Here is a 14,200-nt window from a genome sequence, read left to right as displayed (position 1 = left end):
ACCGGCCGCCCCGTCGTGCGGACGCGCACCCGACGACTCAGCCGGGCACGGGGCGGATGGTCCATCCCGCCGACACCGAAGCGCCGGGGGCGACGCTCGCGAGATCGCGCTTCGATCGGAAGGCATCGGGCGGGCACGTCATCGGCTCCACGGCGACGCCCTGCCGGCGCTCCCCGGCTGATCCGTGGTCGTCGGTGTAGATCTGCACCCACCGGCACCGCTCGTCCCATTCGATCGCGACGCCGACGCCCGCGGCATCCGTCAGCGTCACCCGGGCGATTCCCGCCGTTCGCTCGACGGCCGTGTAGGCGTGGTTGATCTCGGCGTCGGCGAGCGCACGCGGGTGCCGGCGGTCGAGGTCGGGCACCTCGGCGACGGCGACCGACCGGGTCGGGAGCAGCCGGTCGGGCGAGACGAGCAGGACCTCCTCGGCCGGCACCGACAGCTGCAGGGCGTCGATGCGCCGCGGTCCCGGTGCGCCCGCGACGAGATACGGATGGCCGCCCAGGCCGACGGGCGCAGCATCCGGGCTCTCGTTCGTGGCCGTGATGTCGTGCCGCAGGCCGTCGGGCGTCAGGCGGTAGGTCACGTCGATCCGCACCCGCCACGGGTACCCCGGCTGCGGCTCGATCGTCGCCGAGAGCTGCACCGCGTCCGGCCGTCGCACGACGCACGTGAAGTCCATCCAGGCGACCAGCCCGTGCGCGGCGGTGCGCCGCTCGGGCTCGGTGAGCGGAAGCGCATGACGGATGCCGCCGAAGTCGTACTCGCCGTCGGCGATGCGGTTGGGCCAGGGCGCGAGCACCGCTCCGCGCATGGCAGGGCGCACCTCGTCGGCGTCGAACGCCCGCACGAGGTCGACCCCGCGGTGTCGTAGCGAGCGCAGCGTCGCACCCACGCTCGCCACCTCGGCCTCGTACTCGCCCGCCGAGAGCACGTACTGCGCCCCGGACCGCGCTCGCATCGGGTCAGTCCTCGCCGCTCTGGCGCGAGAACAGCAGCAACTCCGGCAGGCTCGTGGCGAAGTAGTCGGTGACCCCGTCGTCGCGCACGGCCGCCGGGGGCGCATAGACCGCGCGCGCCTCGCCGAGCGTCGCGGGCGGGTCGGCGTGCGGCAGCCCGAGCGCTCGCCGGGCCTCGTCCCAGGCCGCGATGACCTGTCCCTCCCCGCCCTCCCAGGGGTGGAACGAGCGGGAGGTCAGGATGTCGAGGGCGCGACCCGCCTCCCTCTCGGCGACGAGCAGGCGCACGTAGACGATGGTGAGGTCGTCGCGCTGGAGGACGAGGTCTTCGACCGGGCGCAGAGCCGAGAGCCGCTCGGCGGTCGAGCGCCCGAGACGCGCGGCGAGCTGGTCGTGCTCGTAGCGCAGCCGCGCGTCGCGGGGAGCCGCCGCCACGGCCTGTGCGTAGAGCCGCCACGCGCGGTCGTCGTCGTGCGCGACGTTGTAGGCGGCGAGGGCGGCGTTGCGCAGCAGCACCGGGTCGCCGCCCCCGAGGTCGAGCGCCCGGTCCCACGCCGATGCGGCGTCGGACCGCCGTCCGTGGGCATACAGCAGCATGCCCAGAAGAGCGGGCGCCACCGGGTCGGACGCATCGGCGCGCTGCGCCTGCTCGAGCGCCTGCAGCGCGTCGAGCCCGGAAGGGAACGCCCACCGCAGATCGCTCTCCGCGGCCTGCGTGCGCGCCCGTCGCGCATCGTCGCCCCGTCCGCGCGCCTCGAGGATCTCGGCGGCGAGATACCGGGCGATCGGGCGCACGTTGCCCGACGGCGACACCGGTGCGCCCGCTGCCGCCTCGAGCAGGGCGAGGGCGTCGTCGACCTCGCCGGCGAGCTTCAGGTCGACGGCGGCGTCGAGCAGCAGGCCGGCGTCGTCGCCGAGCGGACGGCCGGCGAGCACGCGCAGGGTCACGTCGAGCGGATCGGCCTCGAGCGCTCTCGCGGCGAGGTCGGCCGCCGCCGCCCGCTCTCCGAGTCGGCGCAGCACGATGGCCCGTGCGGCGATCCGGCGCGGGTCGTGGCCGACCACCCCGTCGAGGGAGTCGAGCACGCGCAGCGCAGACCTGGTCCGGCCCGTGCGCAGCAGCGAGCGCACGAGTTCGAGTCCGGATGCCGCCGCCCACGCGCCGTCCCATCCGGCCTTGCCGAACATGCGCTGAGCCTCGGTCTCCCGGCCCAGCCGGGCGAGGGCGAGGCCGGCGATGTGGAACGCCTCGGCATCCGTCGGGTTCGCATTGCGACGCGTCAGCCGGGCGATCGCGGTCTCGGCACACCGCAGCGCCTCGTCGAACCTCCCGGCGCGGTAGGCGCGCTGGGCCATCGCCGTGTTGGTGCGCGCGTCGCCGGGATCGCGCGACAGGGCCGCGTGCCAATAGGGCAGCGGCGACCGGGTGGGATGCCGGTTCTGCAGCAGGTGCAATCCGGTGAGGTACAGCTCTTCGATGCTCTCGATGGCCTCGGGCGCCGGCGGCTCGTCGGCCACCCACGGCTCCTCGTCGGGCGATGCGTCGGGCTGCCAGCGCACGAGCACGGCGCCCGTGGCGTCGAGCAGTTCGACGCGCACGGTCGGGCCGGGGGCGATGTCGGCGGCGAGCGTGACGGCGATCCCGGGAACGAGGTCGGCCGTGGTCGACGCGATCACCGCCTCCCCGTCGAGGATGCGCAGAACCGCCGCATCCCGGCGGCGGGTGACGGCGAACGACGCCGTCACCCGATCGGTGCGCTCGACGTGCACCGCGGCATCCGTCGTCGCCTGGTGCGCCGCACCCATGGCCGGGATCGGATACCAGAACTGCGAGAAGACCTTGGTCTCGCCGGGCAGCAGCCAGGAGAAGTCGGGCTGGTTGTCGGTGTAGACGCCGGCCATGAGCTCGACGTAGGGGCCGTCGGCGTCGGTGAGCTGGTCGTCCCACGCGTGGCCGAACGGCGCGTCGCCCCAGGTCCACTGCTTCTTGCCGGGCGACAGCCGACGCTCCGCCCAGTGCACGAATCCGGCACCGGCCGCGTGGTCGTACCCGCCGAAGAAGTCCTGCTGCGAGTCGACGATCATGTACGACGTGGGCACCGGGATGTTGCGGTAGAAGTCGATGCGGTCGGCACCGGGATGCTGCGCCGCGAGCGCCGGGTAGTCGACGTTGTAGTACGGGCGGTCGGCCTCGGGGAACGCCGTCAGAGCCCGGCGGGCGTGGTCGGCCACGTAGCGCACGTCTTCCGGGAAGAACGACTGATAGTCGTCGTGCACGCGCGCGGCGACGTTCGCCCACCACAGGAAGCTCTGCCGCTCGCTCGTGCGGTTGTGCAGCCGCACGCGCAGCTCGACCACGCTGCTGCCGGGTGTCAGGCGCACTCCATGCTGCGCCGACATGCGGGTGAACGGGTCGTGGTCGTGGCACCAGACCGTGACCGAGCCGTCGTCGTCGTGCTCGATCGCGACCTCGACCGGCAGATACGTCGCGGGGCGGTGATGCTGCGGCCAGTTGAACTCCACGCCGCCGCTGATCCATGGCCCGGCGAGTCCGACCAGCGCGGGCTTGATGACGTTGTTGCGGTAGAAGAAGTCGTAGCCGGTCGCCTTGTCGTATCCGATGTGGATGCGACCGCCGAGATCGGGCAGGATCACCAGCCGGAGGTACTCGTTCTCGAGATGCACCGCCTGCCATTCGCGGTCGACCCCCTCGTCGGCGATCCGCTCGATGAAGGGGATCGGGTACACCTTGCCGCTCGAGCCCTGGTACACCCGGTGGTCGAGGTACATCGGGTACTCGCTGGGGTCGGCGGCCTCGTAGGTGCGGATGGTCAGCGGCTCACTCCACGCGGCGGCCTTGCCGTCGGCCAGTCGGGCCCGCGCCGATCCCGCCGCCTCGGGCAGCGTGATCGACGCGACGGCTTCACGCGGACCATCGACGGGCATGGTGGATTCGATCGCATCGGTTCCGACGTTCATGTGCAGCTCTTCCCTGGTCGGGTCTCCTCGTCGCACGACGATATGCGGCGGGAATCAGGACGACTGCACCCACGGTAGGGTCCGTCTTCGCCGCAGCCGTATGGGCAGAACGCGGGAGCACATGGAGGATTCGAGGATTCCTGCCCTCGGTCAGCGCGAGGAGAGGGCGCGCTCGGAGCGGGCGCGGTTCCGGAACCACGCAGACCGCGCGATCGCACGCATACCGATATACCGCCGCAGCGCGACGGCGCGCCTCCCTTCGAGCGACACGATCGTCCGCGACACTTCCCGCGGAAGTCGTCGTCCTTCCACCCGCGACGCGGATCCCCTTTCCCCTGAGGAGCACGCATGACCGAGTCCGAGAACCTCCGCCGCCGATCGTCCGACGCCTCCGCCGCCGCCCCGCGCGACCGCGTTCCCCGCACCCTCTGGGTGGGCCTGATCACCGTCGTGGTCTACGTGCTCCTGGCCGCCGGCGTCTCGAACCTCCTGGTCGACATCGTCCAGCCCGGCTCGGTCGCCGGCGAGTTCGCGCTGTCGCACTTCGTCGCCCTGCCGATCCTGATCGTCGCCGGAGTGATCTTCGTCCGGTGGTCCGGCTGGTCGCGCGACGTGTGGACCCTCGGCGACCCGGCCGCAGCCCCCGCCCGGCCGCGTCGGCGCTGGCTCCTCGCCGTCCCGATCCTCCTCTTGATCAACCCGGTCCTCGGACTCTTCGCCACTCCCTGGGGCGACCGTCCGATGGTGTTCGTGCTGACGGCCGCGCTCGGATGCCTCATGATCGGCTTCGCCGAAGAGCTCTACTACCGCGGCATCCTGCGCGTCAGCATCCGTGCGCACCACGGCGAGTTCCTCACGGTCCTGCTGACGTCTCTGCTCTTCGGCGTGAGCCACTCGTTCGGCAGTCTGACCCACGGGGTTCCGCTGCCGGTGGTCGCCTTCCAGGTCGCGGTCACCTCGATGAACGGCGTGATGTTCTATGCGGCGTTCCTCGCCACCGGACGGCTGTGGGTGCCGATGCTGCTGCACGCCCTGACCGACTTCTCGCTCTACGTGCAGTCGGGGGATTCGGATGCCGCCCCCGGCCACGCCGGCATGGATCTCGGCCCCGTGTCGGCGGTGGTGCAGGTGGCTCTCGGCGTGTTCGCGGTCGTGTTCCTGATCAGCACGATCCGCGAGGGGCGTCGCGAACGCGGCGTGCGGGCGTAGCGCTCGCGGCCGTCACCAGCTGATCGCCGACCTCTCCGCCAGCAGGGTGGGCGCGGGGATGGCGACGGCGTCGAGATCGACGTCGGGCACGGCGGCCTCACCGCGCCACGGCGTGGCCGCGGCATCCACCGGTCCGAGGTCGGGCTGCGGCGGGGGCGCGACGACGTCGGTGAACGGGATGCCGGCCGGAGCCTGCACCCGAGCGATCGACCCGGCCGCCACCTCGGCCGGGGCGGAGCACGGCGACGTCGACTGCAGCCCTTCGGGCACGGTGCCCGCCAGGGTGTTGCCCTCCCAGCAGTTGCCGCTGCCCGCACCGCGCGGCGTCGGCGCGTAGACGACATCGGCGCTGTTGCGGTCGAAGGCGTTGCCGACGGTCCGGTTGCCGATCGGTCCGAGATCCTCCGCCGACGTCACGACGAGGCCGGCGACGGGATGGCCCGTGATCAGGTTCGCGATGAGGTGGTTCTCGGTGCCGCCCGCGATGCCGATGCCGATGCCGAACCCGCCGTCGGCCTGCTCCGGTGTGTCGTGCTGGGCGTTCGCGGCGATCACGTTGCCGGCGAGGGTGGCACCGCGCTGGGGCACGAAGGCCTCCTGATAGTCGGAGGTGATAGTCGCCCCCACCCGGTTGCCGACGAAGCGATTGCCCGTCACGACGAGGTCGCCCCCGGCGTTGGCGACCTCGAAGCCGACCGCATTGCGCTCCGCGACGTTTCCCGAGACGACGATGTTGCACGATGCGCACTGCCCGACGTAGATGCCGGAGTCGGCGCCGCCCGACGCGAACGAATCGGTGATCGCGCCGTTCGACGAGTGGAACGCGTAGATGCCGTAGAGGCCGTTGTTCGACGCCGTCACGTGGTCGACGAGGAAGCCGTCGAGCAGCGGAGTGCCGTTGGGATCGGGTGCGCTGTAGCCGTCATGCCCCCCGACCGCCTCGCCGTCGTCGTCGCGCATCCCGGTGACGAGCACCCCGTTCTGCGTCGCATTGCGCACCGTGAGATTCGCCACGGTGACCCGCGGTGCCGACACGACCACGCCGCTGCCGCGCCGTACCTCGCCGTCGATCACGACGCCGTTCCGGTCTTCGCCGCGGAGCGTGATCCCGGGCGTGTCGATCGTGACCGTCTCGCGATACGCGCCGGATGCGACGAGGACGGTGTCGCCCTCCGCGGCCGCGGCCACGGCGTCGGAGATCGTCGGATGATCGCCCGGGACCGTGACGATCGCGGGCTGGGCGGAGCGCTCGGAGGCGGTCGGACCGGCGCACCCCGAGAGGACGAGGGTCGCCGAGGCGAGCAGGATCAGGGTCGGTCGAGAGCGCATCGCCTCATGGTAGGGGGTGACGGCCGGTTTCTGGACGGAGGCTATCATCGTCGTCGTGATGGAGGAGACGAGCGCGATCTCGCGGCGGACCCTGCTGGGTTCCGGCGGTCTCGCCGTCCTCGGCGCGACCCTCGCGGGCTGCGCACCGTCGCCCGCGACCCCCGTGGCCGACGCCGCCTCCCCGGGGCGGAGCGTGTCGCCGTTCGGTGCCCGGCAGGCCGGCGTCGCGCGCCCCCGCACCCCGCAGGCGCACCTCCTGGTCGCCGTGCTCGATCTCGACGGCGACCCCGGAGAGGTGCTCGCCGGCATCGGCGACAGCATCGGCGCGCTCACCGCCGGCGAGCATCCCGCTCTCAGCGGGATCGCCCCCGGCGACCTGACCGTGACGGTCGGCGTGGGGCCTCGGCTGATGGCTGAGGCCGACCCGGACGGCCCCGGCTCGCAGCAGCTTCCGGCGTTTCGACGCGAGCAGCTCGACGAACGTCACCACGGGGGAGACGTCGTGATCCAGGTGTGCGCGTCCGATCCGCTCGTCCCGCCGCTCGCGCTCGCCGGCGTGCTCGCCGACGCCCCCTCGCTCACCGAGCGCTGGCGCCAGCGAGGCATGCGCGGACCGTCCGAGCACGTCCGCGACGGCCACTCCGCCGCCCGCAACGTGCTCGGCTTCGTCGACGGGATCGCCGTGCCCGTCACGCCCGAAGAGCAGCGCGCATCGGTCTGGATCGACGGGGGCGTCGCGTCGGGCGGCAGCATCGTCGTCGTCCGTCGGATGGAGATCGACGTCGCGGCCTTCCGGCGACTCGCCCTCGCCGACCAGGAGGCGATCGTCGGTCGCGAGCGCGCGGGGAGCGCGCCCCTGTCGGGCGGAGGGATCGCCGACGACGTCGACCTGCAGGCCAAGACGCCCGACGGCCGATATCGCATCCCGCTCGACGCGCACGTGCGGCGGGCGCACCCGCGGCCCGCCGGGGTGCCGCTGATGCTCCGCCGCTCCTACTCGATGGACGATCCGCTCGGTCTGCTGTTCGTGAGCTTCCAGGCCGACATCGGCACCTTCGTCCGCACGATGGAGCGGATGTCGGAGGCGGACGCCCTGCTCGACTTCACGGTCACGACGGCGACCGGCGCGTTCCTCGTGCTGCCCGGGTTCGACGCGCAGCATCCGCTCGGCTCGACGATCTTCGGCGCCTCGTGAGACGTCGCGGATGGATCGCCGTCGGTGCCGTGGCGCTGCTGCTGCTGGTGGGCGCGGGGGCGACGCTGGCCTGGTCGGGTGCCGAGGCCCCGGCGCCGGCGGGGGATGGATCGGCGGTCGCCGAGGCAGGTCCGCGTCCGCTGACCGCCGACGAGGCCGAGCGTCTCGCCGTCGCCCGGTTCCTGGCCTACCGCGACGGCAGCAGGACGTTCGAGACCGCCGTGCCGACCGCAGACGGAACGGTCACGCTGCGCGGACGCTTCGACCACCGCGGCGGAGTGGGCATCGCGACCGCGGTGCTCGACGGCGAATCGGCCGTGATCACCTGGGACGACGCGCTGTTCGTCGGATGGACGGGCGCCGGGAGCGGCGAGGAGGTGCCGACCGCCCCTCCGGCTTCGCCGGGAGCGGCTCGACCGCTCGACCCGACGGAATCGTCGATCGACGCGGTGCTCGTGCTGCTGCTGAACCTCGGCGCCGACCGGCCCGACAACGCTCAGCTGCTCGAGACCTCGGATGCACGGTGGCTGCGCGGCGACGACGTCGACGGCACGGCGGTCGACGTCTTCTCGGGACCGACGGATGCCGCCTCCGGCGCCGCGGGCGGCACGACGCGGTTCTGGATCGACGAGAGCGGTGCCCTCCGGCGGTTCGAGGCCGACCTGCCGGCGGGCGCGGTGTCGATCGACCTGAACCCCGAGGAGCACGTCGCCGTGCCGCGCGCCCCCGAACTCGGCTGACGGCGCTCGGCGCGAACGTTCACAGTCCGCGCGGTGATCGTGAAAGCCGATTTGGCAGGATCGCAGCTGTTGTGCGTCGTCGAGCGCCTCCCTGCGGGCAGCCGATCAGGGTGGGGTCGAGACTCGCACCCGACTGGGACTTCTGGGGGAGAACTGTGGATCGTGACGTGGCCGCTCCGTCGCGCTCACCGCGGCGGGGATCACGGGCGGCGCTCGGCGTCGCACTCATCGCGGCGATCGCGTCGACCATGTTCGCCGCTGCACCGGCATCCGCCGCCGACGGCTCGATCGCCGGCGTGGTCTACCAGGACTTCGACGATGACGGGGCGCGCGACGCGGCATCCGGAGACGTCATCGGCGACACGGGGCTCGGCGGAGTCGGCGTCACCGCCACCGACGCGACCGGCGTGGTGCGCGCGACGGCGACCACCGCGGCCGACGGCTCCTACACGCTCGCCGTCTCCGGTGCCGCGACGACGCAGGTGCGCGTCGACTTCGCGCTGCCCGACGGCTATCGTCCGGCGCGGATCGGGGCCGACAACGGAAGCACCGTGCAGTTCGTCGACCTCGGCGCGACCGGAGTCGATCTCGGCGCGACGCAGGAGGGCATGGTCTGGACGGGGGCCGGAACGCCGCAGATCGTCGTGCCCTCGCAGCGCTCGGTGTTCAGCGCCAACGCCTTCCAATCGGGCTCTGCCGGGGTCACCCCGAATCTGGCAGGACAGCCGGCGTTGTTCGGCTTCCCGTACACGACCAGCGGCTCGCCCGCCTCAGGGCGGACGGTGCTGGCCACCCAGGGTCAGATGGGCACCGTCTGGGGGACCGCCCATCACGGCGAACGATTCGTCTTCAGCGCAGCGTCGTTCCGGCGCGGGACCATGCTCGGACCCGCCGGCCTCGGCGCGATCTACCTCACCGATGCGTTGAGCGGCGCTCCGAACGCGCGCCCGTTCGTGACGATCCCGAATGCGGGAGCCGATCCGCGACCGGCTGATCTCACGGGCTACGACTGGTTCCACGACTCGGTCGCCTTCCCCGCGGTGGGAAAGATCGGCCTGGGCGACATCGAGATCTCGGCCGACCAGCGCACGCTCTACGCGGTGAACCTCAACGACCGCCGGCTCTACGCCGTCCCGCTGACGCCCGGGGCGACTCCCAGCGACGCCCCGACCCCGGCGACGCCGCAGGCGATCGACATCCCGCTGTCCGCCGCGCAGGGATGCGACCCCGCCCAGGTGCGTCCGTACGGTCTCGGCTCGTACCGCGGATCGGTGTACGTGACGCTGACCTGCACCGGTCCGACCGTCGGCGAGCTGCGGGCGTGGGTCGTGCCGATGGACGAGGAGACCCGGGTGTTCGGCCCGGCGGTGCTGAGCGCCCCGCTGACCTTCAGCCGTGCGCTGCGATACTCCTCTGCGGTGCCCTCGCCGACGCAGACCAACAACCACGCTCCGTGGAACGACACGTGGAACACGCAGATGACCCCGACGCCCGTCGCATCGAGCGTCGTCTTCGACTCGGCCGGAAACCTGGTGCTCTCGGTGAAGGACCGCACCGCCGGGCAGTTCGGGGTCATGCTCGGCAGCGCCGTGACGAACGACGCCCGGGCCTACGGGTACATCGGCGCGGGCGACTTGCTGAAGGCGTGCCCCGACGGCGCCGGCGCCTACGTGCTCGAGAACGACGGCACGTGCGGCTCGACGACGTCGACGCAGCCGACCAACGACTGGGGACCGGGCGGCGGCAAGTTCTACGAGACGACCTACTGGTGGCGCCGCACGGCGGGGGGACCGCCGGTCGACTACCACGGCAACACCGCGCTCGGATCCGCTCTGCAGATCCCCGGGCGCAGCACGCTGATCGCGACGACGATCGACTCCACCACCGACGGGAACGCCTTGAACCGCGACGGCGTGCGCGTCTTCGGCAACAGCGACGGTCGGGCCGTGCGCGGGGGAACCCTCACCCAGCTGAGCGCGACACCCGACGGCAGCTTCGCCAAGGCGGGGGGTCTCGGTGACCTGACGTCGCTGGTCGCCGCCGCTCCGGTCGAGATCGGGAACCGGGTCTGGCTCGATGCCGACGGCGATGGCGTGCAGGGCGCAGCCGAGGCGCCGATCGCCGGCGTCACCGTGCGCCTCTTCGCCGCCGACGGCACGCTCGTGGCGACCGCCGTGACCGGCCCGCAGGGCGAGTATCTCTTCTCGTCGTCGCCGGGCACCTCGACGGGTTCGGCCGCGTACGGTCTGCCCTTGACCCCGGAATCGGACTACGAGATCCGCCTCGACGAGCCCGGCGACTACGGCTCGGGCGGGCCCCTCCACGACCTCGGACCGACAGTCTCGGCGGCCGGGGGAGACGTCGCCGTCGACTCGAACGGCATTCCGCAGTCGCCGGTGCTCGTCACGGCGGCGGTGCGCACGCCATCCGCCGGATCAGCCGACCACACGGTCGACTTCGGGTTCGTTCCGCTGCTCTCGCTCGGCAACCGGCTCTGGTCCGACACCGGGCCGGGGCAGACGAACAACGGAGTGCTCGACGCCGGTGAGAGCCCGATCGAGGGCGCGACGGTGGAACTGCTCGACGGCGCGGGCGCGCCGGTCCTCGGCGCCGACGGCGCTCCGATCACGACGACGACCGACGCGCAGGGGAACTACCGATTCGATCGGCTCCCGGCCGGGGACTACCGCGTGCGGGTCGCCGCCGCGAACTTCGCTGCCGGCGCGGTGCTCGAGGGCTGGACCTCCGCCACGGGGGCGGCGACCACGTTCGACGCCGTCAGCGACGATCGTGACAAGGGCGAGGATGCCGCCGATCCGGCGGCCACGGGCATCACCTCCGCCACGATCGCTCTCGTGCCCGGGGTGGTCGGAGAGGCGGTGTCCGGTGCGGGAGCCGGAGCGCACGGTCCCCACGGGGACGCGTACGACACGCTGACGGTCGACTTCGGTTTCGTCCCCCTCATCGACCTGACGCTCGAGAAGCGGCTGACCTCGGGCCCCGGGCCGTATCGCCTCGGTGACGAGGTCACGTTCGACCTGATCCCCTCGAACCTCGGACCGGGCACGGCGCTCCCGGGCCTCACGGTCTCGGATCGCCTGCCGGCGGGACTCGACCTGGTCTCTGCCGACGGCGAGAACTGGTCCGCCGCCGTGGTGACGGGTCAGGAGGTGGTGGCCGCGTGGGAGGGCGACCCGCTCGACGCCGGCGAGCAGGCATCGCCGCTCACCGTGACCGCGCGGGTCACGTCGGTCGACGCCGCCTCCCTGCGCAATGTGGCCGTCGTGCAGCCGTCGCCGAACCAGCCGACGGCCGAGAGCATTCCGGTCGGCAGCGCACCCGACGCCTACGAGAACGGCGACCCCGCCCCCGATGCGGCGAACCCGTCGAACAACGACGACGCGGTCGAGCTTCCGGTGCTTCCGCCCACTCTGAGCCTCGGCAACCGCCTGTGGTTCGACACCGGCGACGGCGCGGCGCTCGACAACGGCCGGTTCGACCTCGGCGAAGAGCCCGTCGCCCGTGCCGTCGTCGAGCTTCTCGCGGCCGACGGCACCCCCGTCCGCGATGCGGCCGGCGAGCCCCGCACGACGACGACCGATGTCGACGGCTACTACCGGTTCGACGGTCTCGCCCCCGGACAGTACCGGGTGCGGGTGGCGGCGGCGAACTTCGACGACGCGGGTGTGCTGGCCGGCTACCTGTCGAGCACGGGGGCGTCGACGAGCTTCGGCGCGGGTGACGACAGTCGTGACTCGGGCGACGACGCCCGGCATCCCGGCACCACCGGCATCACGTCGGCGACCGTCGATCTGCAGCCGGGCGTGACCGGAGAGACCGACCGGGGAGCGACGGATGCCGGGGCGAACGGGCCGTTCGGAGACCCGTTCGACAACCTGACGGTCGACTTCGGCTTCGTTCCGGGCCTGTCGCTCGGCAACCGGCTGTGGTTCGACAGCGGCGCGGAGGAGGGCCACGCGAACAACGGCGTCGTCGACGACGACGAGCAGCCCGTGGCCGAGGCCGTCGTCGAGCTGCTCGACGCCGCGGGTGCTCCTGTGCTCGACGCCGACGGCGCCCCCGTCACCACGACGACCGATGCCAGCGGGCACTACCGCTTCGACGGTCTGCCCGCCGGCGACTACCGGGTGCGGGTGGCGGCGGCGAACTTCGCCGAGGGGGCGCCGCTGGAGGGCTGGCTCTCGTCCTCGCCGACGACGGATGCCGCGTCGCGGAACAACGCCGACAAGGGGATCGACGCTCCCGATCCGGCCGTCACCGGGATCAGCTCGGGCGTGGTCGCCCTGGGACGCGACAACCCGACGGGCGACGCCGACGCGGGAGCGGCCGGTGCCCGCGCGCACGGTCCGAACGGCGATGCCGCCGATCTGCTCACCGTCGACTTCGGCTTCACGCAGGCATACGCGATCGGAGACCGTGTGTGGCTCGACGACGACGGCGACGGCCGCCAGGGCCCGCGCGAGCAGCCGGTCGCCGGGGTGCTCGTCGCGCTGACCGACGCCGACGGGGCTCCGGTCACCGATCTCGACGGCGATCCCGTCGCTCCGGTCCGCACGGGCGACGACGGGCGCTATCTGTTCGACGGCCTCCGGCCGGGGACGTACCGGGTCGTCTTCGCCGACACCCCGCCCACCCTCCGCTTCACGCGTCCGGGCAGCGGTGCGCCGGAAGGCGACTCGAACCCCGACGCATCGGGCGTTACATCCCCGTTCCTGCTCGGGCCCGGCGGACCCGACACCACCGAGGTGACACCCGACGACCGCGTCACGGTGGCCGAGCGGATCGATCGCACGATCGACGCCGGGCTCACGCCCCTGCTCGCGGTCGGCGATCACGTCTGGGTCGACCGCAACCGCGACGGGCGACAGGACGCCGGAGAGCCGCCGGTCGCCGGAGTCACGGTGACCCTGCTGCGGGCGGACGGACAGCCGGCGTTCGACGCCGACGGCGCGCCGGTCGCCCCCGTGCAGACCGACGCGAACGGTCACTACGTCTTCGACGGACTGGCGCCCGGCGACTATCGCGTGCGTTTCTCGGGCTGGCCGGTCGGGTATCACCCGACCGGGGCGCGCGTCGCGGAAGCCTCGGCGGGAGACGACTCGAACGCCGATGCGTCGGGACTCACCCCGGTGTTCACGCTGTCGGGCGCGAGCGCCGACGTGCGCCCCGTGGCTGCGACCGACGGTGTGGCCCGCGCGGTCCGCATCGATCCGACCATCGACCTGGGAATCGTCGCGGATCTCTACGCCGTCGGCGACGTCGTCTGGTTCGACGCGAACGCGAACGGGCGTCAGGATGCCGGCGAGACACCGGTGTCGGGGGTCACGGTGACGCTCCGCAACGCCGACGGGACTCCGGCGCGCGACTGGCGGGGAGCCGTCGTGCCGCCGCAGTCCACCGAGGACGACGGACGCTACCTGTTCGACGGGCTGCTTCCCGGTCAGTACTTCATCCAGTTCACCGACCTGCCCGACGGCTACCGGTTCACGACGAACGGCTCGGGCGGCGACGCCGATTCGAACCCGCGCGGCGACGGACGGACCCCGGTGTTCACGCTCGGGGCCGGCTCCGCCGACATCCGCACGGTCGTGGGAAGCGACGGCACCCTGATGGCGAGCTTCATCGACGTGACGATCGATGCCGGACTCGTGACCGTGCTGCCGCCCACCGGGCTCGCACTGCCCCTCCCGGTGATCGTGATCGGCGCCCTGCTCCTGGTCGCCGGGGCGATCCTGGTCGCGGTGCGACGTCGGAAGGGGTCCTGA

Annotated in this window: 7 protein-coding genes; 4 read left to right on the top strand and 3 right to left on the bottom strand. The window is 72.5% G+C overall.

Going from position 1 to position 14,200, the window contains the following annotated elements:
- Nucleotides 1–37: 37 nt before the first annotated feature.
- Together AB3M90_RS10575 and AB3M90_RS10570 are read right to left on the bottom strand one after the other, a co-directional pair.
- Nucleotides 38–964, bottom strand: coding sequence for an aldose 1-epimerase family protein (locus AB3M90_RS10575; protein ID WP_412951911.1), 927 nt, complete (start codon nucleotides 962–964; stop codon nucleotides 38–40).
- 4 nt (nucleotides 965–968) lie between these two features.
- Nucleotides 969–3,941 (bottom strand): DUF5107 domain-containing protein, encoded by a 2,973-nt coding sequence (locus tag AB3M90_RS10570; protein WP_412951910.1) that lies wholly within the window; start codon nucleotides 3,939–3,941, stop codon nucleotides 969–971.
- A gap of 348 nt (nucleotides 3,942–4,289) precedes the next feature.
- Here AB3M90_RS10570 and AB3M90_RS10565 point away from each other — a divergent pair, with 348 nt between their 5' ends.
- Nucleotides 4,290–5,150 (top strand): CPBP family intramembrane glutamic endopeptidase, encoded by an 861-nt coding sequence (locus AB3M90_RS10565; protein ID WP_412951909.1) that lies wholly within the window; start codon nucleotides 4,290–4,292, stop codon nucleotides 5,148–5,150.
- Nucleotides 5,151–5,162: 12 nt separating this feature from the next.
- Here the strand turns inward: AB3M90_RS10565 and AB3M90_RS10560 are convergent, their stop codons facing one another.
- Entirely contained in the window at nucleotides 5,163–6,479 is a 1,317-nt protein-coding gene (locus AB3M90_RS10560) for a right-handed parallel beta-helix repeat-containing protein (protein WP_412951908.1), read from the bottom strand.
- Nucleotides 6,480–6,537: 58 nt separating this feature from the next.
- On the opposite strand from AB3M90_RS10560, the gene AB3M90_RS10555 reads away from it, so the two are divergent.
- The 3 genes from AB3M90_RS10555 (at nucleotide 6,538) to AB3M90_RS10545 (ending at nucleotide 14,200) form a co-directional block, all read left to right on the top strand.
- Entirely contained in the window at nucleotides 6,538–7,674 is a 1,137-nt protein-coding gene (locus AB3M90_RS10555; RefSeq protein ID WP_412952703.1) for a Dyp-type peroxidase, read from the top strand.
- Nucleotides 7,671–8,414 carry a hypothetical protein gene (locus AB3M90_RS10550; RefSeq protein WP_412951907.1) on the top strand — a complete coding sequence of 248 codons (744 nt, stop codon included), beginning with the start codon at nucleotides 7,671–7,673 and terminating at the stop codon, nucleotides 8,412–8,414. Before AB3M90_RS10555 ends, AB3M90_RS10550 begins: the two co-directional genes overlap by 4 nt.
- Nucleotides 8,415–8,581: 167 nt before the next feature.
- A complete protein-coding gene (locus tag AB3M90_RS10545) occupies nucleotides 8,582–14,200 on the top strand; it encodes a DUF11 domain-containing protein (protein WP_412951906.1) in 5,619 nt (1,872 codons plus the stop codon).

The organism is Microbacterium martis (genome assembly GCF_047246685.1).
Taxonomy (GTDB): domain Bacteria; phylum Actinomycetota; class Actinomycetes; order Actinomycetales; family Microbacteriaceae; genus Microbacterium.
This window is presented reverse-complemented; position numbering and strand designations above follow the sequence as displayed.

Excerpts from the sequence above, each read along its gene's own strand:
- AB3M90_RS10570 (WP_412951910.1), bottom strand. The coding sequence starts at position 3,941 with ATGAACGTCGGAACCGATGCGATCGAATCCACCATGCCCGTCGATGGT.
- AB3M90_RS10575 (WP_412951911.1), bottom strand. The coding sequence starts at position 964 with ATGCGAGCGCGGTCCGGGGCGCAGTACGTGCTCTCGGCGGGCGAGTAC.
- AB3M90_RS10565 (WP_412951909.1), top strand. The coding sequence starts at position 4,290 with ATGACCGAGTCCGAGAACCTCCGCCGCCGATCGTCCGACGCCTCCGCC.
- AB3M90_RS10560 (WP_412951908.1), bottom strand. The coding sequence starts at position 6,479 with ATGCGCTCTCGACCGACCCTGATCCTGCTCGCCTCGGCGACCCTCGTC.
- AB3M90_RS10555 (WP_412952703.1), top strand. The coding sequence starts at position 6,538 with ATGGAGGAGACGAGCGCGATCTCGCGGCGGACCCTGCTGGGTTCCGGC.